Source organism: Streptomyces sp. ISL-100, from assembly GCF_018614615.1.
Taxonomy (GTDB): domain Bacteria; phylum Actinomycetota; class Actinomycetes; order Streptomycetales; family Streptomycetaceae; genus Streptomyces.
Genome location: NZ_JAGGOK010000074.1, coordinates 41,829 through 63,519, shown reverse-complemented (window position 1 = coordinate 63,519; position 21,691 = coordinate 41,829). Strand labels below are relative to the sequence as shown.

Sequence of the window (21,691 nt, the reverse complement as noted above, 5' to 3'; positions counted from 1 at the left end):
GCCGCCCGGAAAATGGACAGCACCCATCTCGGCGACCTGTGGGACCGCGTGTTCGGTACGCAGCCCGATCCCGACCAGTGGCTCGTGATCGCAACCGCCCTCGTCGCCCTCGCCGTCGTCGTCCCGCGTGTCATATGGCGGGTGGCACGCAACGCCATCACCATTGCCCACGAGGGCGGCCACGGCCTGATCGCCCTGCTCACAGGCCGCAGCCTGGACGGCATACGTCTTCACTCCGACACCAGCGGTCTGACCGTCAGCCGGGGCAAGCCGACCGGCATCGGCATGATCCTCACGGCCGCCGCCGGCTACACCGCCCCCTCGCTCCTCGGCGTCGGCGGTGCCTGGCTGCTCGCGGCGAACCACATCACGCTCTTCCTCTGGATCGCGACGGCCCTGCTGCTCGCGATGCTGGTGATGATCCGGAACGCGTACGGCGCCCTGACAGTGATCGTCACCGGCGCGGCCTTTCTCCTTGTCTCCTGGCTGACGACCGCCGAGGTCCAGGCCGCCTTCGCGTACGCCGCCGTCTGGTTCATGCTCATTGGCGGCGTTCGTCCCGCCTTCGAGCTCCAGTCCAAGCGCCGTCACGGCGGTGCCCCCGACTCGGACGCCGACCAGCTGTCGCGGCTCACGCACGTACCGGCCGTGCTGTGGCTGTTCTTCTTCCACACGGTGTCGGTCTGCGCTCTGCTGGGCGGCGGCCGCTGGCTGCTCGGGCTGTAACGTACTCGGGCTGTAACGGTCATCACCGGTCGTCAGGTGTCGTCAACACTGAGTTACGCCCGGGTTTCGCCACATTTGATCAAGATCCGGCTTCCCCGCGAGCCACTAAAGTGATGGCCATGACCGAAAGCCCCGTGCACCCCGCCCTCTGGCCCGCCCCGCGCGCGGGCGAAGCCGTCGACGCGACCGTCACCGTGCCCGGATCGAAATCGGTCACCAATCGCGCTCTCGTCCTGGCCTCCCTCGCCGCCGAACCCGGATGGCTGCGCCACCCGCTGCGCTCCCGCGACACGCTGCTGATGGCGGACGCCCTGCGCGCGATGGGCGTCGGCATCGAGGAGACCGTGTCGTCCAGCTCGTCCGCCACGGGCGAGCTCGACGGCTCCGGCGAGGCCTGGCGCGTGATCCCGGCGGGGCTGCACGGCCCGGCCACCGTCGACGTCGGCAACGCCGGTACCGTGATGCGCTTCCTGCCGCCCGTCGCGGCGCTCGCGGACGGCGACATCCGGTTCGACGGCGACCCCCGTTCGTACGAACGCCCGCTCGGCGCCGTCATCGAGGCGCTGCGCACGCTCGGCGCCCGTATCGACGACGACAGCCGCGGCGCGCTCCCGCTGACCGTGCACGGCAGCGGCGCCCTGGACGGTGGAGCGGTCGACATCGACGCGTCCTCCTCGTCGCAGTTCGTGAGCGCGCTCCTGCTGTCCGCCCCGCGCTTCAACCAGGGCGTGGAGGTACGTCACACCGGCGCCACCCTCCCGTCCATGCCGCACATCCTGATGACCGTCGACATGCTGCGCGCCGTCGGCGCCCAGGTGGACACCCCCGAGTCCGGCGGTGAGCCCAACGTCTGGCGGGTCTCCCCCGGCGCCCTGCTCGGCCGCGACCTGACCATCGAGCCCGACCTGTCCAACGCGCAGCCGTTCCTCGCCGCCGCCCTGATCACCGGCGGCCGCGTCACCATCCCGGACTGGCCCGAGCGCACCACCCAGCCGGGCGACGCGCTGCGCGAGATCTTCACCGAGATGGGCGGTTCCTGTGAGCTCACCGAGCAGGGCCTGACGTTCACCGGTACGGGCACGATCCACGGCATCGACGTGGACCTCGGCGACGTCGGCGAGCTGACTCCCGGCATCGCGGCCGTCGCCGCGCTGGCCGACTCCGAGTCCGTACTGCGCGGTGTCGCGCATCTGCGCATGCACGAGACCGACCGGCTGGCCGCTCTCACCCGGGAGATCAACGCGCTCGGCGGTGACGTCACCGAGACCGAGGACGGCCTGCGTATCCGGCCGCGCCGCCTGCACGGCGGGATCTTCCACACGTACCACGACCACCGCATGGCGACCGCGGGCGCGATCATCGGCCTCGCCGTCAAGGACGTACAGATCGAGAACGTGGCGACCACCGCCAAGACACTGCCCGACTTCCCGCAGATGTGGACCGGAATGCTCGACGGAAACTGACGGGGCCTGACGACATGCGCCGCTACGGCAAGAACCCCGACGAAGACGACATCCGGACCCGCCCGAACCGCAAGGGCAACCGGCCTCGCACCCATACCCGCCCCAAGCACGAGGACGCCGTCGAAGGCTTCGTCCTGACCGTCGACCGAGGCCGCATCACCTGCCTCGTCGACGACCGTACGGTCATCGCGATGAAGGCCCGCGAGCTGGGCCGCAAGTCCGTCGTCGTGGGCGACCGGGTCGCCATCGTCGGCGACCTGACGGGCGACAAGGACACGCTGGCCCGCATCGTCCGCGTCGAGCCGCGCGCCTCGGTGCTGCGCCGCACCGCCGACGACGACGATCCGTTCGAGCGGGTGGTCGTCGCCAATGCCGACCAGCTCGCGATCGTCACGGCCCTGGCCGACCCCGAGCCACGCCCGCGCATGATCGACCGCTGCCTGGTGGCGGCGTACGACGCCGGGCTCACGCCCCTTCTCGTGCTGACGAAGTCGGACCTCGCCTCGCCGGAGCCGCTGCTCCAGGCGTACCGCCCGCTGGGTGTCCCGTACCTCGTGACCAGTCGCGAGGAGCTGGAGAGCGGGGCGGCGACCGAGCTGGTCCGCGCGCAGCTCGACGACCACGTCACGGCGTTCGTCGGCCACTCAGGTGTCGGAAAGACGACGCTGGTCAACACGCTCGTACCGGAGGAGCGCCGGCGTACCACCGGCCTGGTCAACGCGGTCACGGGCCGAGGCAGGCACACCACCACTTCGGCGCTCGCGCTGCCGCTGTCGGACGGGAAGGGCTGGGTGATCGATACGCCCGGCGTGCGTTCCTTCGGTCTCCATCACGTGGATCCGTCGCGCGTCATCCTCGCCTTCCCCGACCTGGAGCCGGGGACGGAGAACTGCCCGCGCGGCTGCAGCCACGACGAGGCGGAGTGCGCGCTGGACCAGTGGGTGGCCGACGGTCACGCCGATCCGGCCAGGTTGGACTCGCTGCGTCGGCTGCTCGCGACTCGGGAGCGACGCGAAGGAGACTGACCGCGTCGCGTTTGCCGCCGGCCGCTCCTGGTAAGTGCATAATCGCACCAAGTCAGACGAAGCAGTCACCGACACGGGAGGGCACCGACCATGGCGTGGCTGCTGGTGATAGTGGCAGGACTGCTGGAGACCGGCTTCGCTGTGTGCCTGAAGCTGTCCCACGGGTTCACGCGGCTCTGGCCCACGGTCGCCTTCGCCGCGTTCGCGCTGGGGAGTTTCGGCCTGCTGACGCTCGCGCTGAGGAAGCTCGATGTGGGTCCGGCGTACGCGGTGTGGACCGGCATCGGCGCCGCGGGCACCGCGATCTACGGGATGATCTTCCTCGGCGACGTGGTCTCGACGCTGAAGCTGATTTCGATCTCGCTGGTGATCATCGGCGTCATCGGGCTCCAGCTCTCGGGCTCGGCCCAATGAGACTCGGCCCGCGCAGGGCGATCCGCAGCAGCCGCGCGAAGTCCTCCCCGGAAGCCGGGGGCGCGACAACGTACGAGAGCGCGAGCCGCACGGTCAGCTCGCAGCGGTACGCGATGTCCGCGGCCTCCTCCTTCGTACGTCCTCTCCCGAGCGCGGCGAGCGCCCTGTCCCGCACCGCCGCGGCCAGCTCGGCGGGCCCCGGCGAACCGGCGTCGGCGCGGCGCTGGGCGGGCACCGGGGACACCGAGACGCTGCGGACGGTCCTGGCGGGGTGCGGTGCGGGCAGCCACTCGCCCCAGCAGCCGGTGAGCAGGGCGCGTACGAGCGGATTGGCGCGGGCGGCGGCGACGGTCCACTCGGCGACGGCGACGAGCCGGTCCTGGATGCCCGCCGCCGGATCGGCCGTTCCGGCCGCATGGGCCGTCCCGCCGGCCAGCGCCCGCTCGACTCCCGCCAGATAGCCGTCGGCCTCACGGCGCACCAGCGCGCGGGCGAGGCCGTCCTTGCTTCCGAACTCGTTGTAGAGGCTCTGCCGCGAGACGCGGGCCGAGGCGGCCACGTCAACCATCCGCACTCCGGGCCACGGACGACCCGCGAGCGCGGTGAAGGCGGCGTGCAACAAGGCTTCTCGCGCTGTCGGCATCGTGGCGTTGCCTCCCCGGCTGCTCCGGTTTCAGAGTTGACGCGCCGCCGGGCACTGTCAATGGCCCGTACGCCGCTGCGTACGGACAGGGGACCACGCCCGCACAGCGAGACCATGTGGTTTGTACAGAACGCGGTCGATACTGTTCAGTCATGCCCGACTATCACGATGATCTGCGCTTTGCCCATGTCCTCGCGGACGCCGCGGACGCCACGACGATGGAGCGCTTCAAGGCGCTCGATCTCAAGGTCGAGACCAAACCGGACATGACACCGGTGACGGAGGCCGACAAGGCCGCCGAGGAGCTGATCCGCAGCCACCTGCACCGCGGCAGGCCGCGTGACGCCGTTCTGGGTGAGGAGTACGGGCTCCAGGGCACGGGCCCGCGCCGCTGGGTGGTCGACCCGATCGACGGCACCAAGAACTACGTGCGCGGTGTGCCGGTCTGGGCGACGCTGATCTCACTCATGGAGGCCGGCGAGCACGGCTTCCAGCCCGTGATGGGCGTCGTCTCGGCGCCCGCGCTGGGCCGCCGCTGGTGGGCGGCGAAGGGCGCCGGAGCGTACACCGGGCGCAGCCTCACCTCGGCGACGCGCATCCACGTCTCCAAGGTCGACGAGATCGCGAACGCGTCCTTCGCGTACTCCTCGCTGAGTGGCTGGGAGGAGCAGGGCCGGCTCGACGGTTTCCTGGATCTGACCCGCGACTGCTGGCGGACGCGCGGATACGGCGACTTCTGGCCGTACATGATGGTCGCCGAGGGTTCCGTGGACATCTGCGCGGAGCCGGAACTGTCGCTGTGGGACATGGCCGCGAACGCGATCATCGTCCAGGAGGCGGGCGGCGTCTTCACCAGCCTCGAAGGAGTGACGGGACCCCACGGCGGCAATGCCGCCGCGTCCAACGGCCTGCTCCACGAGGAGATGCTGGGCTACCTCCGCGGCTGACGACTGCGTCGTACGGCGAGGGAAACCGGCGCGTGGAGGCGTGTGATCGCGAGACACACCCTCCCGCGCCCTCTTGTTGCCGTCGCGCCCGGCTGCCACTCTATGAGTCCCCCCACTTGTGAACTTGTGAATCGGTTCTCGTATCTCTCGATGCCCGCTTCACCAAGGAGGTGGCTCCGTCCATGCTCGTCCGTGACGCCATGAGCACGGTGGTCCTCACCATCGGCCCCGCCCACACGCTCCGCCAGGCAGCCCGCCTGATGGCGGAGCGCCGCGTCGGGGCGGCCGTCGTCCTCGACACCGACGCCGACGGACTCGGCATCCTGACCGAACGCGACATCCTCATCTCCATCGGGTCGGGACAGGACCCCGACCTCGAAACGGCAGGCGCCCACACCACCACCGACGTCGTCTTCGCGGCGCCCTCCTGGACGCTCGAGGACGCCGCCGACGCCATGGCGCACGGCGGCTTCCGGCACCTGATCGTGCTGGACGGCGACGGCCCCGTCGGGGTCGTCTCCGTACGCGACATCATCCGCTGCTGGGCACCGAGCCGCAGACAGCAGACCGCCTCCCTCGTGGGCTGAGCGCGAAAGAGGGCCGGACTCCCCTCGGGGAATCCGGCCCTCTGCCTACGGCAAGCGGTCCGTACTAGCCGCGCAGGGCCTGGACCGCGGCCTCCAGCCGCTTGCCGAAGTCACCGTCGGCCTGACGGAAGTTGTTGACCGCGCGCTCCGCGATGTCGTCGCGCGACACCTTGGAGATGAACCCGGCGAGGTTCTCGATCAGGCGGCCCTTCTCGTCCTCCGACATCATGCGGTAGAGGTTGCCCGCCTGGACGAAGTCGTCGTCCTCGGCGTGGTTCGGGGCCTCGTGGTTGCCCGTGGCGCCGGTAACCGGAACCGGCTCCCACAGCGGCCGCCCCGTCTGCTCGGGGCCGCCGAAGCTGTTGGGCTCGTAGTTCTTGGTGCCCTTGTGCCGGCCGTCGTACAGGTAGCCGTCACGGGAGTTCGTCCGCGCCTCCGTGGCGTGCGGGCGGTTCACCGGCAGGTGGTCGGCGTTGATGCCGACGCGGTAGCGGTGGGCGTCGCCGTACGCGAAGAGACGGCCCTGGAGCATCTTGTCGGGGGACGGGCCGATGCCCGGCACGAAGTGCGCGGGGCTGAAGATCGACTGCTCGACCTCGGCGAAGATGTTCTCCGGGTTGCGGTTGAGCTCCAGCTTGCCGATCTCGATCGGCGGGTAGTCCGCGTGCGGCCAGACCTTGGTGAGGTCGAACGGGTTGAAGCGGTACGTCGCCGCCTCGGCCGCCGGCATGATCTGCACCTGCACCGTCCAGGACGGGAAGTCACCGCGCTCGATCGACTCGCGCAGGTCGCGCTGGTGCGAGTCGGGGTCGACGCCGGAGAGGCGGTTGGCCTCGTCGGTGGTGAGGTTCTTGATGCCCTGGTCGGTCTTGAAGTGGTACTTGACCCAGAAGACCTCGCCGGCCTCGTTGTTCCACTGGTACGTGTGCGAGCCGTACCCGTTCATGTGGCGCAGCGTCGCCGGGATGCCGCGGTCACCGAACAGCCAGGTCACCTGGTGCGTCGACTCGGGGCTCAGGCCCCAGAAGTCCCACACGTTGTCGGCTTCCTGCGAGCCGGTGTACGGGTCGCGCTTCTGGGTGTGGATGAAGTCGGGGAACTTGATGGCGTCCTTGATGAAGAAGACGGGCGTGTTGTTCCCGACGAGGTCGTAGTTGCCCTCCTCCGTGTAGAACTTCAGCGCGAAGCCACGGGGGTCGCGCACGGCGTCCGCGGAACCGAGGTTGCCGGCGACGGTGGAGAAGCGCAGGAACGTTTCGGTCTGCTTGCCGACCTCGGAGAGGAACTTCGCCCGCGTCCACTGCGAGACGTCACGGGTCAGCGTGAAGGTGCCGTACGCACCGGCGCCGCGCGCGTGGACTATGCGCTCCGGGATGCGCTCGCGGTTGAAGTGGGCGAGCTTCTCGAGCAGCGCCTGGTCCTGGACCAGAACGGGGCCGCCTACGCCAGCGGTCTCGCTGTTCTGGTTGTCGGCGACCGGCGCGCCGGCCTCCGTGGTAAGCGGTCCCTGCGTCACGTGCGCCTCCTGCGTCATACCTGCAAGTCCTGTCCCTTGGCGTTTGCCGCTCCCGATCCTACAATGGACATTGTCTAAGTCAAGCAAACATCCAAAGTCACACCCGTTCGGGACCTGGGTCCCCCACTGTTAGGCTGGTCCCCATGAGTGACCTGTTGGAACGACTGCGCGGACGCGGCTGGCGTATGACCGCTCAGCGGCGCGTCGTGGCCGAAGTCCTTGACGGGGACCACATCCACCTGACCGCCGACGAGGTGCACGCGCGCGCCGTGGCCAAGCTGCCCGAGATCTCCCGGGCGACCGTCTACAACACGCTGGGCGAGATGGTTACCCTCGGCGAGGTGCTCGAGGTCTCCACGGACCGTCGGGCGAAGCGGTACGACCCGAACGCGCACACCCCGCACCAGCACCTGGTCTGCGCGCGGTGCGGCGCCATCCGCGACGTACACCCGGTGGGCAATCCGCTCACGGACCTGCCGGACTCCGAGCGCTTCGGCTTCACGATCTCGGACGTAGAGGTGACCTACCGGGGCACGTGCCCCAACTGCGCCTCCGCCTGACAACACAGGCACCACCTGAACGACAAAGGGCCTGGCACCAGATTCTGGTGCCAGGCCCTTTGGGTGATCGCCCCTTTGTGATCCGTCCGTATACGACGAAGGCCCGGATCTCTTTCGAGATCCGGGCCTTCGGCTACCTCTTCAGTAGCGGGGACAGGATTTGAACCTGCGACCTCTGGGTTATGAGCCCAGCGAGCTACCGAGCTGCTCCACCCCGCGTCGGTAAACACGACTGTACGTCGCCCCGCCGACCAGCGCAAATCCCTTCCCGTACGAGGTGGAACGACGTGGGACGAGGTGGCGAAACGATCCTCCAGCAACTCTCACTACGCGGTGAGCTCCTGGTGCAGCGCCTCGCGCAGTCTCGCCGCACGCTCGGCGACCTCGGCGGGCCCGAGCTCCACGGCCCGCGCACACCACCGCTCGCCCTCGTCCAGCTCGCCGTGCCGGGCGGCGAGCAGTGCGAGGCGCAGCGCCGCGCGGCCGTGACCGGCGTGCGCGGCTCGGGACCACCACAGGGCCGCCTCCGGCTCGCTGCCCTCGCGGGCCAGCAGCAGCCCGAGGTTGAAGGCACCGTTGCGGCTGCCCGCCTCGGCGGCCTCCCGGTACCAGCGCGCGGCGCCCTCCAGGTCGCCCCGGCCCGCGGCGAGCATGCCGACGCGCACCTGGGCGCGGCGGTGACCCTGCTCGGCGGCCCGCTCGTACCACTCCTCGCACTCCGTCTTCTCGTTCAGCGTCTCGCCGAGTCCGGGCGCACTCGGCGGGGGCTGCCTGCGGTCGAGCAGCGTGGCGAGGCGGAAGGCGGCCTCGGCGTTGCCGCTGCCCGCGGCGCAGCGCAGATGCCGCTCGGCGTCCTGTTCCTCGCCGTCGCGGAGCAGGGCGATGCCGACCTGGAGTGCGGCCTCCGTGTGCCCGGCGGCGGCGGCGCGCTCGTACCAGACGAAGGCCGTACGGTCGTCGTCGCGACCCGCGTAGAGGATGCCGAGGTTGAAGGCGGCGTCGACGCTTCCCGCCTCGGCGGCCTTGGAGAACCACGGCTCGGCGCCGGCCGCGTCGCCGCCCTGGAGCAGCAGGATGGCGAGCGCGTTGGCGGCCTCGCGGTGGCCCGCGTAGGCGGCGCGGCGGTACCACTGGTCGGCCTGGGCGTTACGCCCCTGGGCGGCGCAGAGCAGCCCGAGATTGTACGCCCCGTTCACGTCACCGGCGTCCAGTGCGGCGCGGTACCACCGCTCGGCGGTCTGCTGCTCACCGCGGGCGGCGTGCAGGGCGCCGAGCGCGTTGGCGGCGTTGCCGTCGCCGTCCTGGGCGGCGCGCAGCCACCACACGGCGGCGCTCTCCTCGTCACCGGCGTCACGAAGCAGGAAGCCCAGCGCGCAGGCGGCCCGGGCCTCGCCGTCCTTGGCGGAGGTCAGGTACCAGCGCCCGGCCTCCTTGAGCTCGCCGCGCTCCTCCAGGATGGCGCCGAGGTGCAGGGCGGCACGCCGGTGCCCACGCGCGGCGGCCTGCCGGTACCACTGCTCGGCCTCCACTGCGGGGGGCAGCTCCCCGGCACCGATCCCGGCGTGCCGCGTACCGGTACTGAACTGCCCGCCCTCGGTACGACGGCTGCCGCCCGCCACGGCGTGAGGGGTACCGGTGCCCGTCCCCGCACCGCCCTGACGCCCACCGGCGGCCGGAACCACACCGGGCTCCCCCACCTCCTCAGCCCCGTCCCCCACGTCAGCGGTCCCGACGTACCCGTAACCGGGGTAGCGGGTGCCCGAGGAGCCGACGTCGAGGACGGAGCCCAGGCCGGTGCCGCCCGTGCGGTCGCCGGCGCGGGCGGCCGCGCCCGCGTGCCGCGTGCCCGTGCCCAGGTCGAGGTGACCGGTGCCCCTGCCGGTGCCGGTGCCGGTGTCCCAGTCGCTGTCAGCCCGGCCGCCCGCGCGGCCGGTACCCGTCCCCGCCGCACGGGCCTCGTTCGGCCCGCCCGCGCCCGTACGGGGGCTCGCTCCGCGCCTCGCGCGCACGTCCGCGCCCCCCTGTGCGACGCCGGAAGCTGCCACGCCGGCGTGCGCCTCCGCGGCGGCTCGGCGGTCCAGCGTGCGGGCGAGGCGGTACGCCGCTTCGCGGTGCCCCTGCTCAGCGGCGGCGCGCAGCCAGCGCTCGGCGCCCACGTCGCTACGGTGTTCCAGCAGGTCGGCGAGGGCGTACGCCCCCAGCGCGTGCCCCTGTTCGGCGGACTGGCGCAGCCAGTACTCCGCGGCGGGCTCGTCGCCGCGCTCCCGGTAGTGGCGGCCGAGTGCGTGCGCGGCGGCCGCGGACCCGGCCACGGCGGCGATGCGCCACCAGCCGGCCGCCTCGTCGGCGTATCCGCGCTGATGGAGAAGTACGCCCAGATTGTTCGCGGCGGCTCGGTCGCCGTCGGCGGTCGCGGCGCGCAGGTGCGGTTCCGCGCCGTCGAGGTCACCGCGGCGCAGCAGCAGCGAGCCGAGCACGCTCATGGACTCCGTGTCGCCGCTCTCGGCGGCGCTCCGGTGCCGCGCCTCGGACTCGGCCTCGGCGGTATCAACGGTGTCAACAGCGTGCTCTTGATGTCGCTGCACAAACCGCCCTGTCTCCAACAGAGTTGTCCTGTCCCCCATAAAAACCATCGTCGCACCACCCGCAACCCGCGTACACCTGGTATACCGCAGCCAGTGAGGTCACTTCAGCGTTTTGTCGACATGCCCACAGAGAGACACTTCAAACGCCTCAGCCCCAACTCCCCCCATCAGGACGACGCTTCGCACGGGCGCACGGATGTCCGGACACACAACAAAGGCCCGGATCTCTTTCGAGATCCGGGCCCTCGTCTTCTTCTTCAGTAGCGGGGACAGGATTTGAACCTGCGACCTCTGGGTTATGAGCCCAGCGAGCTACCGAGCTGCTCCACCCCGCGCCGTTGTGTTCAAACAGTACCACGGCGCGGGGATGTCCCAGCTCAGCTGCCCTTCTGGTCGCCTTCCCCGTCCTGCTCGGCGGGCTTCTCGGGCTTCTCGCCCTCGGCACCCGGCTCGGCCGGCGCCTCGGTCTTCGCCTCCGCGTCGGCGGCCCGCTGAAGCGCGTCCTGGAGCTTCTCCTGCGCCTTGCCGTACGCGGTCCAGTCCTGCTGCTTCAGCGCCTCCTCGCCCTCCTCGTACGCCTTCTGGGCGTCCTCGATGGCCTTCTGGAGCGACTCCTCGCCCTCGGCCGGAGGCCTGGTGGTGTCACCGTCACCGTCACCCGGCGGCGGTGGCGTTTCGCCCTCCTCACCGAAGACCGCGTTCAGCGCCTCACCCAGCGTGTTCTTGAAGACGGTCTCCCTGCCGTACGAGACGGCGACCTTCTTCAGGAGCGGATAGGCGTTGTTGCCCTGGGCGTACACCGGCTCGACGTACAGGAAACCGTCGTTCAGCGGGATCGTGAGCAGGTTGCCGTACTCGATGTCCGAGTTGGCGCCCTTCATGTTCCTGACGAACTCGGCAACCTCGGCATTGCTGTTGAGCCGGTTCTGCACCTGCTGCGGCCCCGGTACGTCGCCCGTGACTCTCAGGAGCCATATCGTGCCGTAGTTCTTGCTCGACGCATCGGCATCGACCGCCATGAACGCACCAAGGTTGGGGCGCCCGTTGGGGGTGAACGTCGTCGTCAGCGAGAACCTCCGGTCCTGCTCCTTCGGCATCTTCAGGCTCAGGTAGTACGGCGGTACGGAGCTCTTCTCACCGGTCGTCGGGTCGTCCGGCACCTGCCACGCGTCACTGCCGCTGTAGAACTGCGACGGGCTCTCGACGTGGTAGCGGGTGAGCAGCTCGCGCTGCACCTTGAAGAGGTCCTGCGGGTAGCGCAGGTGCTCCATCAGCGCCGGCGCGATGTCGCCCTTCGGCTTCACCGTGCCCGGGAACGCCTTCATCCAGGTCTTGAGGACCGGGTCCTCGGTGTCCCACTGGTACAGCTTGACCGAGCCGTCGTACGCGTCGACGGTGGCCTTCACCGAGTTGCGGATGTAGTTGACCTGGTTCTGCTGGGCGACCACCGCGCGCTGGCTGTCGGTCTGCGACAGCGAGTCGGCGGTCGTGTCCCCCAGCGTCGTACGCGAGGCGTAGGGGTAACCGTTGGTGGTGGTGTACGCGTCGACGATCCACTGGACACGTCCGTTGACGACCGCCGGGTAGGCGTCGCCGTCGAGGGACAGCCAGGGCGCGACCGCCTCGACGCGCTCCTTGGGCGTGCGGTTGTACAGGATCCGCGAGCCCTCGCCGATGGCTCCCGAGTAGAGGATCTGCGGCTCGCTGAAGGCCACGGCGTACGCGGCGCGGTTCAGCGGGTTCGACAGATTGACCCCGCTCTTGCCCTCGTAGCTCGTGGTCTTGGTGGGCTCGCCGTTCTTCTCGTAGTCGAGCTCCTTCTGCGGGCCGCCCACGATCGAGTACTGCTCGGTCTTCTCGCCGTAGTAGATCCGCTGCTCGTACTCGTCGAGCATGCCCTGGGACGGCAGGCTGGACTCGATGTAGTCCGGGGCGCCCTCGGTGTCCGGCTTCACCGCCGTGCCCTTGGCCGCGACCATGCCGTATCCGTGGGTGTACGTGAAGTGGTCGTTGATCCAGTTGCGCTTGGGGATGCCCTTGAGGTCGAGCTCGCGCAGACCGACGACCGTGTCCTGGCCCTTGTACCTGTCCACGTCCAGCGTCGTGGGGAACTGGTAGTACTTGCGCTCCTGCTGGAGCTGGTCGAAGGTCGGCGGGACGACGTTCGGGTCGATCAGCCGGTAGCTGGCCGCCGTGTCGGCGTCCTCACGCAGCTTGGCATTGTCCTTGCTGTCGCCGACGCCCTGGTAGTCGTCCACCTTCGCGTCATCGATGTCGTACGCCTTGCGCGTCGCGTCGATGTTCTTCTTGATGTACGGCGCTTCCTTGGCCTGCTCGTTCGGCTGGACCTGGAACTTCTGCACAATCGCCGGGTAGAGCCCGCCGATCAGGATCGCCGAGAGCACCATGAGGCCGAAGCCGATGACGGGCAGCTGCCAGGTGCGGCGCCAGAGCGTCGCAAAGAACAGCAGCGCGCAGATGACGGCGATGCAGAAGAGGATCGTCTTCGCCGGGAGGTAGGCATTGGCGTCGACGTACCGCAGACCCGCCCAGTTGCCCGTGGCCTTGAAGTCACTGGACTTCACCGCGAGGCCGTACCGGTCGAGCCAGTACGCGACGGCCTTGAGCGCCACGAAGATGCCGAGCAGCACCGACAGGTGTCCGGTCGCCGCGGCGGTGGCCCTGGCGCCCGGGCTGGTGATGCGCAGGCCGCCGTACAGGTAATGCACGAGGGCGGCGGCGATCAGGGACAGCACGGTGGCCGCGAAGCCGAAGCCGAGCAGGAAGCGGTACCAGGGCAGGTCGAACGCGTAGAACGACACGTCCATCTGGAACTGCGGGTCCTTCTGGCCGAAGGACACGCCGTTGACCCACATGAGCCACGTACGCCACTGTCCGGACGCGGAGGCTCCGGCGATCAGCCCGACCAGAGCGGTGACCGCGAGGAGCACCCACTTCTTGTACGGGGCGATGCCCATCCGGTAGCGGTCCAGGTTCTGCTGTTCGAGCGACATCGCGCTCAGCGGCGGCCTGAGCCGGTGCGCGAGCCAGATGTTCACGCCGACGGCCAGGGCCATCAGCAGCCCGAACACGGCGAAGAGCCCGATCTTGGTCCACAAAGTGGTGGTGAAAACGGAGGAATATTGGACCGAGCGGTACCAGAGCCAGTCCGTCCAGAACCCGGCGAACATGACGAACGCCATGGCCAGGACGGCCAGGACGCCCAATGTCATGAGCAGGGTCCGGACACGCCGGGACGGGCGGCCGACTCTGATCCGTGGCCCTGTCGGGCCTCCGCCGCGGTCCGGCATCTGGAAAGCCAAGGTGCGCACCTCGAAAGTTCGCTGTCGTAGAAGCAGGCTCCGCGATCGTAGAGCCCACTCATGCAACTTACTGAAGCTTTACTCAGTTCCCGCTTTGGGGTCCGAAGGAGGCAGGATGTCGACCATGTCCAACGATTCCCCCTCCGGGCCCCCCATGGCCACGAGCCCGCTCACCCGCGCCGTGCTCGAAATCGACGAATACACCTCCGGACTCGGCTGGGACCAGCCCGCCCGGCTGTTCGCTCTGGTCGACACCGCCCAGCTGCGTGCCCAGGAGCCGGGCCTCGCCGCCCAGCTCGGTCTCGCCGAGGGCGAGTCGACGGCGACGCTCACCCCTGTCGAGCAGGAAGAGATCCCGGCGGGCACCGCGCTCGACGAGTTCCTCGCCACGATCGCCTGGCCGGACGCGGTGGCCGGCTGCGCGCTGACGGTGGAGCGCCTGATGCTTCCGCCGTCCGCCGAGGCGTCCGTACCCGAGGGCCTGAACGAGGCCCAGCTGGCGAAGTGGGTCGCGAAGCACCCCGACCGCCAGGAGGTCCGCATGACGGTGGCCGTGCTGCGCAACGGCGTACGCGAGTCCGCGCTGCGGCTGCGCGAGAAGGACTCCCCGACCGAGGTGCTGACCGGGGCCATGCTCGTTCCCGGTCTCGCCGAGGCTCTGGCCGCGACCTTCGAGGCGTAGGCGCCGTAAGCCGGTGGGGGCACGGTCGCCGGTCGCCCGGTTGTCGGTGGTCAGCCCGTCGTGCACTGCGGCAGGCCGGCCGTGTCCCCCTTGCGGATCTTCTCCAGCGACTTCTTCGCGTCGTCGATCGTCTTGACCTTCACCAGGGTGAGGCCGTCGGGGATGTCCGAGGCCGCGGACGCGCAGTTCTCGCCGGGCGTCAGGAAGTACTCGGCGCCCGCGTTCCGCGCGCCGACGGTCTTCATCCCGATGCCGCCGATCGGGCCGACCTTGCCGTCCTCGTCAATCGTGCCGGTGCCGGCCACGAACTTGCCGCCGGTCAGGTCACCGGGCGTGATCTTGTCGACGATGCCGAGGGAGAACATCAGGCCCGCGCTGGGGCCGCCGACGTCCGCCAACTTGATGTCGATGGTGAACGGGAAGGTGTGGTCGGGCCCCGCCTGGATGCCCACGATCGCCCGGTCGTCGTCGCCGGCCTTCTTCGTGGTGATGGTGATGTCCTCGCTGCCCACCGGCTCCTTGCCTGCCTTTTCCGCCGCGGCCGCGTCCTTGGCGGGAACGATGGTGAAGACGACCTTCTCCGTGGGCTCGTGCTTGGTGACGAGTTCGGCGACGTCCTTGGGGTCCTTGACGGGCGTACCGTCCACGGCCTTGATGACGTCACCCGCGTGCAGCTTGCCCTCGGCGGGGCTGTTCTTCAGAACGGTCGAAACCACGACCCGGGTCTGCACGGGAATGCCCAGTTCCCGCAGAGCGGCCGTTTTGGCGCTCTCCTGGGACTGGCTGAATTCCTCGGCGTTCTCCTGTGTCGACTGCTCTTCCGTCTTGCCGTCCGGGTAGAGCGTGTCGTGCGGGACCACCACGCTGTCGTGCGCGAGCCAGCCGTAGACCGCCTCGACGAGGTTCATCTTGTAGTCCGCGCCGGTGACTCTGACCGTCGTCATATTGAGATGGCCGCTCGTGGGGTACGTCTTGCGACCGGAGATCTGCAGTACCGGCTCACCACTGGCCTCGCCGAGGGTGTTCACCGTCGGGCCCGGAGACATCTCCGAGTACGGCACTTTGATGAATACGCCCGCGCACAGCAGCGCGATGAGGATGAGGGTGGAGGCGAGCATCGTCGCTGTGCGGCGTGGCATGGAACGACAGTACGGGACGGGTCTTTCAGTACACCGCTGGGGCCGGTCCGTACGGGACCAGGGGGCTCGGGCGTACGGTCGGGACCGCTTCACGCGTCGCGTCGATCAGGCGGCGTCGGAACCGGAGTGGGATTTTTCCATCGCCGCACGGAACCGCGCGTAGCCGGCGAGTTCGGACACATCGCCGGCCGTTCGATTTCTGGCTGCCCAGCTTCCCCATATCGCAGCACCAAGTGCAGCGAAAAGCGGAATCAGCAACCACGCGAGTGCCGCCATTCCGACCTCCCGACCCCTAGGACCGACCGCAATCGGCCGATCAGCAGATTAGCCACCGGTGCGTCCAACGCTCACGGCAGGGGGCCGGTTACGCAAATCGGGGCGCTTGCACGGCGCGCAGGTTTCAACGGGAGTTTCGGCGCGGAAGTGCGTCAGCAGGCTCCGACCCACTCCTCCGTACCGTCGGAGAAGGTCTGGTGCTTCCAGATCGGCACTTCGTGCTTGAGGTCGTCGATCAGCTTGCGGCAGGCCTCGAACGCCTCGCCCCGGTGCGGACAGGAGACCGCGACGACGACCGCGAGGTCGCCGACTTCGAGGTCACCCACACGGTGGACCGCTGCTAGTGCGCGTACAGGGAAATCCGCCACTACCTTTTCAGCCACCCGGCGTAGCTCGTCCTGGGCCGAGGGGTGACAGGAATAGCCGAGCTTGTCGACGTCGGCGCCCCCGTCGTGGTTGCGCACAGTGCCGACGAACAGCGCCGTTCCGCCCGCGGCGTCGTCCCCCACGGCTCTGAAGATCTCGTCGACGGAGAGCGGGGTGTCGCGAATCGCCAGCAGCCGGATGGGGTCCTGTGCCGCCTGCTCGCCCGGGTGGGAGTACGTGCCTTCCATGGTCCCCATCGTGCCGTACCGCACTGACATTGCGGAATAGCGCTTTCGACCGGCTGTACGGGCCAGGTATGGAGGGTTCTACAGGCGGCCCGGTTTCTGGCGGCCCTAGGGCCTGTCGTCAAACTCCCGCCGTCCGCCCGACGGGCGGGCCCTGCGGCGTCTGGTGCGTGCTCTCGGCGTGCCGGACGGAAGCCCTCGTACTGGACGTACTCGGGCTTTCGCCCGGTGCGGCGAGAGTGCGTGCCAGGCGTCGCGGGGCAGGCGGGAGTTTGACGACAGGCCCTAGCGGCCCCGGGCCTTTCGTACGCGGCGTACCAGCGCGGCCGTGCCCAGCAGTGCGACCGTGGCCCCCGCGGCGCCCGCCGCCGTGGCGTCCTTGCGGCCGAGGCGGCGGCCCGCGACGGTGTGCCGGCCCGCGACCTCCTCCAGCAGTTCGGCGAGTACCTCCTCGTTGGTCCACTGAGGCCGCCAGCCCGCTTCGTGGAGCCTGCTGACGCTCACCACCCAGGGATGCATCGTGTAGGCGAGGTCCCCGGCCGGAGACGGCGTGAGGCCGATCCGGTGCAGCCTCGCCGCGGCCCCCAGGGCGACCGCGGACGGCAGCTCCATGCGGCGGATGCCGCTGAGCTCCTCGACCTCCTCCTGCTCCAGCCAGCCGTCGCAGCCGACCGCCAGCTCGCCGTCGACCTTCTCCAGCGCGGCGTACTCCAGCGCGCTGACCAGGTCCTCCACGTGGCAGAACTGCCAGGTGGGGCGGGAGCCGGTGACGACCAGGAGGCGGGGGGACTCGAAGTAGCGGGTGAGCGAGGTGTCCGTACCGCCGACCAGGACGGCGGGCCGTACCACCGTGACATTGAGACCCGGGTGCGCGCGGGGTGCGCGGCGGCCCAGGCGTTCGATCTCCAGAAGGTCGCCGACACCGGCCGCTTCCGCGGTCGCGTGCAGTTCCGCGTCCTCGGAGAGCGGAATGTCGTTGTCGGGCAGCGCACCGTAGACCATCGCCGACGTGCACAGCACGACACGGTGTACGCCCGCGGCCGCGGCGGCGGTCAGGACCGTCTGCGTGCCCCGCACGTTGTACGCCGTACGGGCAGCGGGGTCCGACTCCAGGTCGAGGTCGAGCGCGAGGTGCACCACGACGTCGGCGCCGCGCAGCTTCTCCGCGATCGCCGGGTCCCGTACGTCGAGAATGTGCCACTGCGCCTCTGCCACGTCGCCGCGGCGCTCGTCGATCGCGACGACCTGTTTGATCTCCTCGGACGCGGCAAGGCGCTGGGTGAGCAGCGCGCCGATGCCCGAGGCGGCACCCGTGACCGCGACGACGGGACCGCGGGCTGTCGGGCTTGAGTCGTTTCGCCTCTGGCGAACTTCAGCGCTCTGCGATGCGCGAACCTGCGGATCTGGGGAACTCACCGGGCGTCTCCAGCGGTTGTCTTCAGTACGTACACGGTTGGCGCGTACGAACCAGGTGGCGTCCATCCTGCCGCAGGCAGAGTCCCGGCGGAGCACCGAGCCCATCTCGGCTTCCGGTGTCTACGCTGGGTGGTGATGTCGGGCAGCTGCCGCCGGCCGGAGCCGGCGGCCTTACGAGCCGAGGAAACCCGTGAGTGACACCCCATTCGGATTCGGCCTTCCGCCGGAGGAGCCGGAGGACGGCGACGATGGCAAGAAGAAGGACAGCGAGGGCGGTGGCCAGGGTGGCCGGGGTCCGGCGAACCCGTTCGGCGGGTTCGGCGGTCTGCCGGGCGGCTCGGGCGGCCCGGGCGGAGACAATCCGTTCGCCGCGATGTTCGGTTCGCTGAACCCCAACGATCTGGGCGCGGCCTTCCAGCAGCTCGGGCAGATGCTGAGCTACGAGGGCGGTCCCGTGAACTGGGACATGGCCAAGGACATCGCGCGCCAGACCGTCTCGCAGGGCACTGCCGACGGCACCAAGGACTCCAGCGTGAGCCCGGGCGAGCGGTCCGCGGTCGAGGAGGCGGTGCGTCTCGCCGACCTGTGGCTGGACGGCGTGACGTCGATGCCCTCGGGCGCGGCCACGTCGGTGGCATGGAGCCGCGCGGAGTGGGTCGAGGCGACTCTGCCCGCGTGGAAGCAGCTGGTGGACCCGGTCGCCGAGCGTGTCGGCGCGGCCATGGGCGACGTACTGCCCGAGGAGATGCAGGCCATGGCGGGCCCGCTGCTCGGGATGATGCGCTCCATGGGCGGTGCGATGTTCGGCCAGCAGATCGGGCAGGCCGTGGGCGTACTGGCGGGCGAGGTGGTCGGCTCGACCGACATCGGGCTGCCGCTGGGCCCGGCCGGCAAGGCCGCGCTGCTGCCGCTGAACATCGAGACGTTCGGCAAGGACCTGGGGGTCGAGAAGAACGAGGTGCGGCTGTACCTGGCGCTGCGCGAGGCCGCCCACCAGCGTCTCTTCGCCCATGTGCCGTGGCTGCGCTCGCACCTGTTCGGCGCGGTAGAGGGGTATGCGCGCGGTATCCAGGTCGACACCTCGAAGCTGGAGGACGTGGTCGGCCAGCTCGACCCGTCGCACCCCGAGCAGCTTCAGGAGGCGCTCCAGCAGGGCATGTTCCAGCCGGAGGACACCCCGGCGCAGAAGGCGGCACTGGCCCGTCTGGAGACGGCGCTCGCGCTCGTCGAGGGCTGGGTGGACGCCGTGGTGCACGAGGCGGCCAAGCCCCGGCTCACGTCGGCGGACGCGCTGCGCGAGACGCTGCGCAGGCGCCGGGCGTCCGGCGGTCCCGCCGAGCAGACGTTCGCGACGCTCATCGGTCTTGAGCTGCGTCCGCGGCGGCTGCGGGACGCGGCGCGCCTGTGGGCCTCGCTCACCGACGCGCGGGGCGTGGACGGGCGTGACGCGCTGTGGGAGCACCCGGACATGCTGCCGACGGCCGACGACCTGGACGACCCGGACGGGTTCGTGCACCGCGAGCAGCTGGACTTCTCCGAGCTCGACAAGATGCTCGGCGAGGCGGCCGGCGGCAGTGCGGACAAGCCGAAGCTGAAGAAGGACACGGACGGCCAAGAGGGCAACGAGGCAGAGGGCGACAGCGACAAGTGAGCCTGCACGACGACGCGGTCCTCGTACTGAAGAGGTACGAGGACCAGGACGAGCTGCGCCGGAACTACCTGGATCACCTGTCCGCGCACCCGGGCGGGATGTGGAAGGCCTGCGAGGCCGGACACGTCACGGCGAGTGCGCTGGTCGTCGATCCGGAGCGCGGGCGGGTACTGCTGACGCTGCACAAGAAGCTGAACATGTGGCTTCAGATGGGCGGTCACTGCGAGCCGGGTGACGCGACGCTGGCGGAGGCGGCGCTGCGCGAGGCCACGGAGGAGTCCGGCATCGCGGGGCTGACGCTGCTGCCATCAGCAGGGGCAGCGCGCAGCGCTTCGACGATGGGCGGCGGTCGGGTGACGGGTGGGCCGGTGCGGCTGGACCGGCACCCGATCCCGGCGCCCTGCAACTGGCACCTGGACGTGCAGTACGCGGCGCTGGCGCCGGGTGGTGCGGTCGAGGCGATCAGCGAGGAGTCGCTGGACCTGCGCTGGTTCGCGTACGACGAAGTGGCGGGTGTGGCCGACGAGTCCGTCGTACGACTGATGGAGCGTACGCGCGCGGCACTCTAGACGTCCGGAGGCAGAAATTGGTAAGGGGCGGCCTCCCAGGAGCCCGCCCCTTACTTCTTACTTCTTATGCCTGTGCCCAGGGCCTCAAGGCGGTCAGTTCCAGGCGTTGTTCTGGTTCTGGCCGCGGGCGCCCTGCTGACCCATGCCGAACTGGGCGGCTACGCCCTGCCCCAGCTGCGCGTTCTGCGGCGGCATCACCTCGCTGGGCTGCACGAGCGCGAAACCCTGCCCCAGGAAGCTGAGTTCCCAGCCCTCACCGGTGTTGCCGCGCCGCCGGCGGATGTTCGACGAGTGCGTCTGGGCCTGCATCTGGACGCGCAGGGAGCTGGACCAGGCGACGATCGCGTCGGCGTCGGCATTGACGTACTTCTCCGGCGTGACCTGAAGCATCAGGGGCTGGCCCGAGGTCATCAGCGCGACCTTGCCCTGCCCCGTGATGTTGAGCTGGTACTTGCCCGTGCCGGAGATGCCGTACTGGCTGTCCACGGCGATCACTTCGGTGTTGAGCGTGGAGTCCAGCGCCAGGACGTAGGCGCTGTCCACGGTCAGGCCCTCACGGTCGATGTCCACGAGATGGACGTACTGCGCGAGGTTTGCGAGGTAGACGGTGCCCTGCCCGGAGCAGCGCATCAGGTCGAGGCCCTCGCCGGTGTTGGCGCGGGCCCGGCGCTGGCTGTTCGACTGGTATTCGCCGTCGAAGTCGATCAGCCCCTGGTACGCGACCATGGCGCCCTTGCGGGCGAGGACGTCGTCGTGGCCGGTCAGCGAGACCCGCAGGAGCTGCGGGTTCTGCACGGTGTACCGGTCCTGGGACTGCTGTTCGGTGTGACTGAAAAGCGGGCTCTGCATGGTGTGTTCTCGCTCCCCCTCAGCCCCGGACCCGCAGGCGGTCGGTGCTGTCCTCGCTCGGCTGTACGACGACGATTCCCTCGCCGGAGAAGGCCATCTGGTACGCCTCTCCGCTGCCCCGCCCGACGAGGGCGGACGCCTTGAAGCTGCGCTTGCCCTTCACCTTGAGGTTCGGGGACCAGGCCACGAGCGCGTCCGGGTCGACGTACGTCTCGTCCTCACCGCGGCCGCACTCGACGACGATGGGCGTGCCGCGCGAGGTCAGGGCGACCCAGCCGGTGCCCGCGATCTCGACGTTCCACAGACCCTGCCCGGCGAACTTCGCCATGCCCTTGACCTTCTCGACGCCCCACTGGAGGTGCGCGTCGAAGGCGAGCACGTTGCTGCCGTTGACCGAGAGCGAGTCGTTGTTGAGGTTGATGACGACGACGTCCGCGCCGTAGTCGGCGAGGTAGAGCAGGCCGTCACCGGCGCACTTCATGATCGGCGCGCCCTCGCCGGTGACCCACTGCGCGGCTACCTGACGTGCCGCCGGCGGGTTCGGCTCGTACTGGATGAAGCCCTCGTACGCCACCATGGAGCCGGTACGCGCGTAGAGGTCCTGGCCGGTGGCCATGGCGACCTTGAGCATCGAGCGCCCGTGGTTCTCCATACGGGCCGCGATCGGGGTCGGGGCGAAGCCCGCGAGTTGCTGATTCATGACGGGCTC

20 protein-coding genes and 2 tRNA genes are annotated in these 21,691 nt (G+C 69.7%); 10 read left to right on the top strand and 12 right to left on the bottom strand.

Annotation, left to right across the window (positions count from 1 at the left end; all coding sequences use genetic code 11):
• Window positions 1-12: 12 nt before the first annotated feature.
• The 4 genes from J7E89_RS31395 to J7E89_RS31380 all read left to right on the top strand — a co-directional run bounded on the left by J7E89_RS31395 (window position 13) and on the right by J7E89_RS31380 (window position 3,628).
• Window positions 13-726 (top strand): M50 family metallopeptidase, encoded by a 714-nt coding sequence (locus tag J7E89_RS31395; protein ID WP_214978169.1) that lies wholly within the window; start codon window positions 13-15, stop codon window positions 724-726.
• A gap of 119 nt (window positions 727-845) precedes the next feature.
• Window positions 846-2,189: a 3-phosphoshikimate 1-carboxyvinyltransferase gene (gene aroA / locus J7E89_RS31390; protein ID WP_214978167.1), complete on the top strand. Its 1,344-nt coding sequence runs from the start codon at window positions 846-848 to the stop codon at window positions 2,187-2,189.
• A 14-nt stretch (window positions 2,190-2,203) separates the two neighbouring features.
• Window positions 2,204-3,214, top strand: coding sequence for a ribosome small subunit-dependent GTPase A (gene rsgA, locus J7E89_RS31385; RefSeq protein WP_214978165.1), 1,011 nt, complete (start codon window positions 2,204-2,206; stop codon window positions 3,212-3,214).
• A 90-nt stretch (window positions 3,215-3,304) separates the two neighbouring features.
• Complete coding sequence (locus tag J7E89_RS31380) at window positions 3,305-3,628, top strand: multidrug efflux SMR transporter (protein WP_214978163.1); 324 nt, start codon at window positions 3,305-3,307, stop codon at window positions 3,626-3,628.
• Here J7E89_RS31380 and J7E89_RS31375 read toward each other — a convergent pair.
• The gene (locus tag J7E89_RS31375) at window positions 3,594-4,271 is read right to left on the bottom strand and encodes a TetR/AcrR family transcriptional regulator (RefSeq protein ID WP_214978161.1); all 678 of its coding nucleotides are present in this window, start codon (window positions 4,269-4,271) and stop codon (window positions 3,594-3,596) included. The two genes, J7E89_RS31380 and J7E89_RS31375, sit on opposite strands and share 35 nt — an antisense overlap.
• Window positions 4,272-4,423: 152 nt before the next feature.
• On the opposite strand from J7E89_RS31375, the gene hisN reads away from it, so the two are divergent.
• Together hisN and J7E89_RS31365 are read left to right on the top strand one after the other, a co-directional pair.
• A complete protein-coding gene (hisN, locus tag J7E89_RS31370; RefSeq protein ID WP_214978159.1) occupies window positions 4,424-5,218 on the top strand; it encodes a histidinol-phosphatase in 795 nt (264 codons plus the stop codon).
• Window positions 5,219-5,400: 182 nt separating this feature from the next.
• Entirely contained in the window at window positions 5,401-5,805 is a 405-nt protein-coding gene (locus J7E89_RS31365) for a cyclic nucleotide-binding/CBS domain-containing protein (RefSeq protein WP_214978157.1), read from the top strand.
• Window positions 5,806-5,869: 64 nt separating this feature from the next.
• Here J7E89_RS31365 and J7E89_RS31360 read toward each other — a convergent pair whose 3' ends face one another.
• Entirely contained in the window at window positions 5,870-7,339 is a 1,470-nt protein-coding gene (locus J7E89_RS31360; protein ID WP_251061354.1) for a catalase, read from the bottom strand.
• Window positions 7,340-7,464: 125 nt separating this feature from the next.
• On the opposite strand from J7E89_RS31360, the gene J7E89_RS31355 reads away from it, so the two are divergent.
• Window positions 7,465-7,881 carry a Fur family transcriptional regulator gene (locus tag J7E89_RS31355; RefSeq protein WP_214978147.1) on the top strand — a complete coding sequence of 139 codons (417 nt, stop codon included), beginning with the start codon at window positions 7,465-7,467 and terminating at the stop codon, window positions 7,879-7,881.
• A 145-nt stretch (window positions 7,882-8,026) separates the two neighbouring features.
• Here J7E89_RS31355 and J7E89_RS31350 read toward each other — a convergent pair.
• From J7E89_RS31350 to J7E89_RS31335, 4 genes are all read right to left on the bottom strand, one after another.
• Window positions 8,027-8,100 (bottom strand) — tRNA-Met (locus J7E89_RS31350).
• A gap of 107 nt (window positions 8,101-8,207) precedes the next feature.
• Window positions 8,208-10,514: a tetratricopeptide repeat protein gene (locus J7E89_RS31345; protein ID WP_214978145.1), complete on the bottom strand. Its 2,307-nt coding sequence runs from the start codon at window positions 10,512-10,514 to the stop codon at window positions 8,208-8,210.
• A gap of 213 nt (window positions 10,515-10,727) precedes the next feature.
• Window positions 10,728-10,801 (bottom strand) — tRNA-Met (locus J7E89_RS31340).
• Between the two features lie 42 nt (window positions 10,802-10,843).
• Window positions 10,844-13,777, bottom strand: coding sequence for a UPF0182 family protein (locus J7E89_RS31335; protein WP_214978206.1), 2,934 nt, complete (start codon window positions 13,775-13,777; stop codon window positions 10,844-10,846).
• Between the two features lie 136 nt (window positions 13,778-13,913).
• Between J7E89_RS31335 and J7E89_RS31330 the strand changes: the two genes are divergently transcribed.
• Window positions 13,914-14,471, top strand: a complete 558-nt coding sequence (locus J7E89_RS31330) for a PPA1309 family protein (RefSeq protein WP_214978209.1) — start codon at window positions 13,914-13,916, stop codon at window positions 14,469-14,471.
• A gap of 50 nt (window positions 14,472-14,521) precedes the next feature.
• Here the strand turns inward: J7E89_RS31330 and J7E89_RS31325 are convergent, their stop codons facing one another.
• The 4 genes from J7E89_RS31325 to J7E89_RS31310 all read right to left on the bottom strand — a co-directional run bounded on the left by J7E89_RS31325 (window position 14,522) and on the right by J7E89_RS31310 (window position 17,913).
• Window positions 14,522-15,610, bottom strand: a complete 1,089-nt coding sequence (locus J7E89_RS31325) for a PDZ domain-containing protein (protein ID WP_214978143.1) — start codon at window positions 15,608-15,610, stop codon at window positions 14,522-14,524.
• A gap of 105 nt (window positions 15,611-15,715) precedes the next feature.
• The gene (locus tag J7E89_RS31320) at window positions 15,716-15,886 is read right to left on the bottom strand and encodes a hypothetical protein (protein ID WP_214978141.1); all 171 of its coding nucleotides are present in this window, start codon (window positions 15,884-15,886) and stop codon (window positions 15,716-15,718) included.
• 152 nt (window positions 15,887-16,038) lie between these two features.
• Entirely contained in the window at window positions 16,039-16,500 is a 462-nt protein-coding gene (locus tag J7E89_RS31315; protein ID WP_374196927.1) for a molybdenum cofactor biosynthesis protein MoaE, read from the bottom strand.
• A gap of 282 nt (window positions 16,501-16,782) precedes the next feature.
• Window positions 16,783-17,913, bottom strand: coding sequence for an SDR family oxidoreductase (locus J7E89_RS31310; RefSeq protein ID WP_214978139.1), 1,131 nt, complete (start codon window positions 17,911-17,913; stop codon window positions 16,783-16,785).
• Between the two features lie 190 nt (window positions 17,914-18,103).
• Here J7E89_RS31310 and J7E89_RS31305 point away from each other — a divergent pair, with 190 nt between their 5' ends.
• Window positions 18,104-19,564 carry a zinc-dependent metalloprotease gene (locus tag J7E89_RS31305; protein WP_214978137.1) on the top strand — a complete coding sequence of 487 codons (1,461 nt, stop codon included), beginning with the start codon at window positions 18,104-18,106 and terminating at the stop codon, window positions 19,562-19,564.
• Complete coding sequence (locus J7E89_RS31300; protein WP_214978135.1) at window positions 19,561-20,133, top strand: NUDIX hydrolase; 573 nt, start codon at window positions 19,561-19,563, stop codon at window positions 20,131-20,133. Before J7E89_RS31305 ends, J7E89_RS31300 begins: the two co-directional genes overlap by 4 nt.
• 93 nt (window positions 20,134-20,226) lie before the next feature.
• Here J7E89_RS31300 and J7E89_RS31295 read toward each other — a convergent pair whose 3' ends face one another.
• Together J7E89_RS31295 and J7E89_RS31290 are read right to left on the bottom strand one after the other, a co-directional pair.
• Window positions 20,227-20,982, bottom strand: coding sequence for an AIM24 family protein (locus J7E89_RS31295; protein ID WP_214978133.1), 756 nt, complete (start codon window positions 20,980-20,982; stop codon window positions 20,227-20,229).
• Between the two features lie 19 nt (window positions 20,983-21,001).
• Window positions 21,002-21,682 carry an AIM24 family protein gene (locus J7E89_RS31290; protein WP_214978131.1) on the bottom strand — a complete coding sequence of 227 codons (681 nt, stop codon included), beginning with the start codon at window positions 21,680-21,682 and terminating at the stop codon, window positions 21,002-21,004.
• Between the last annotated feature and the right edge of the window lie 9 nt (window positions 21,683-21,691).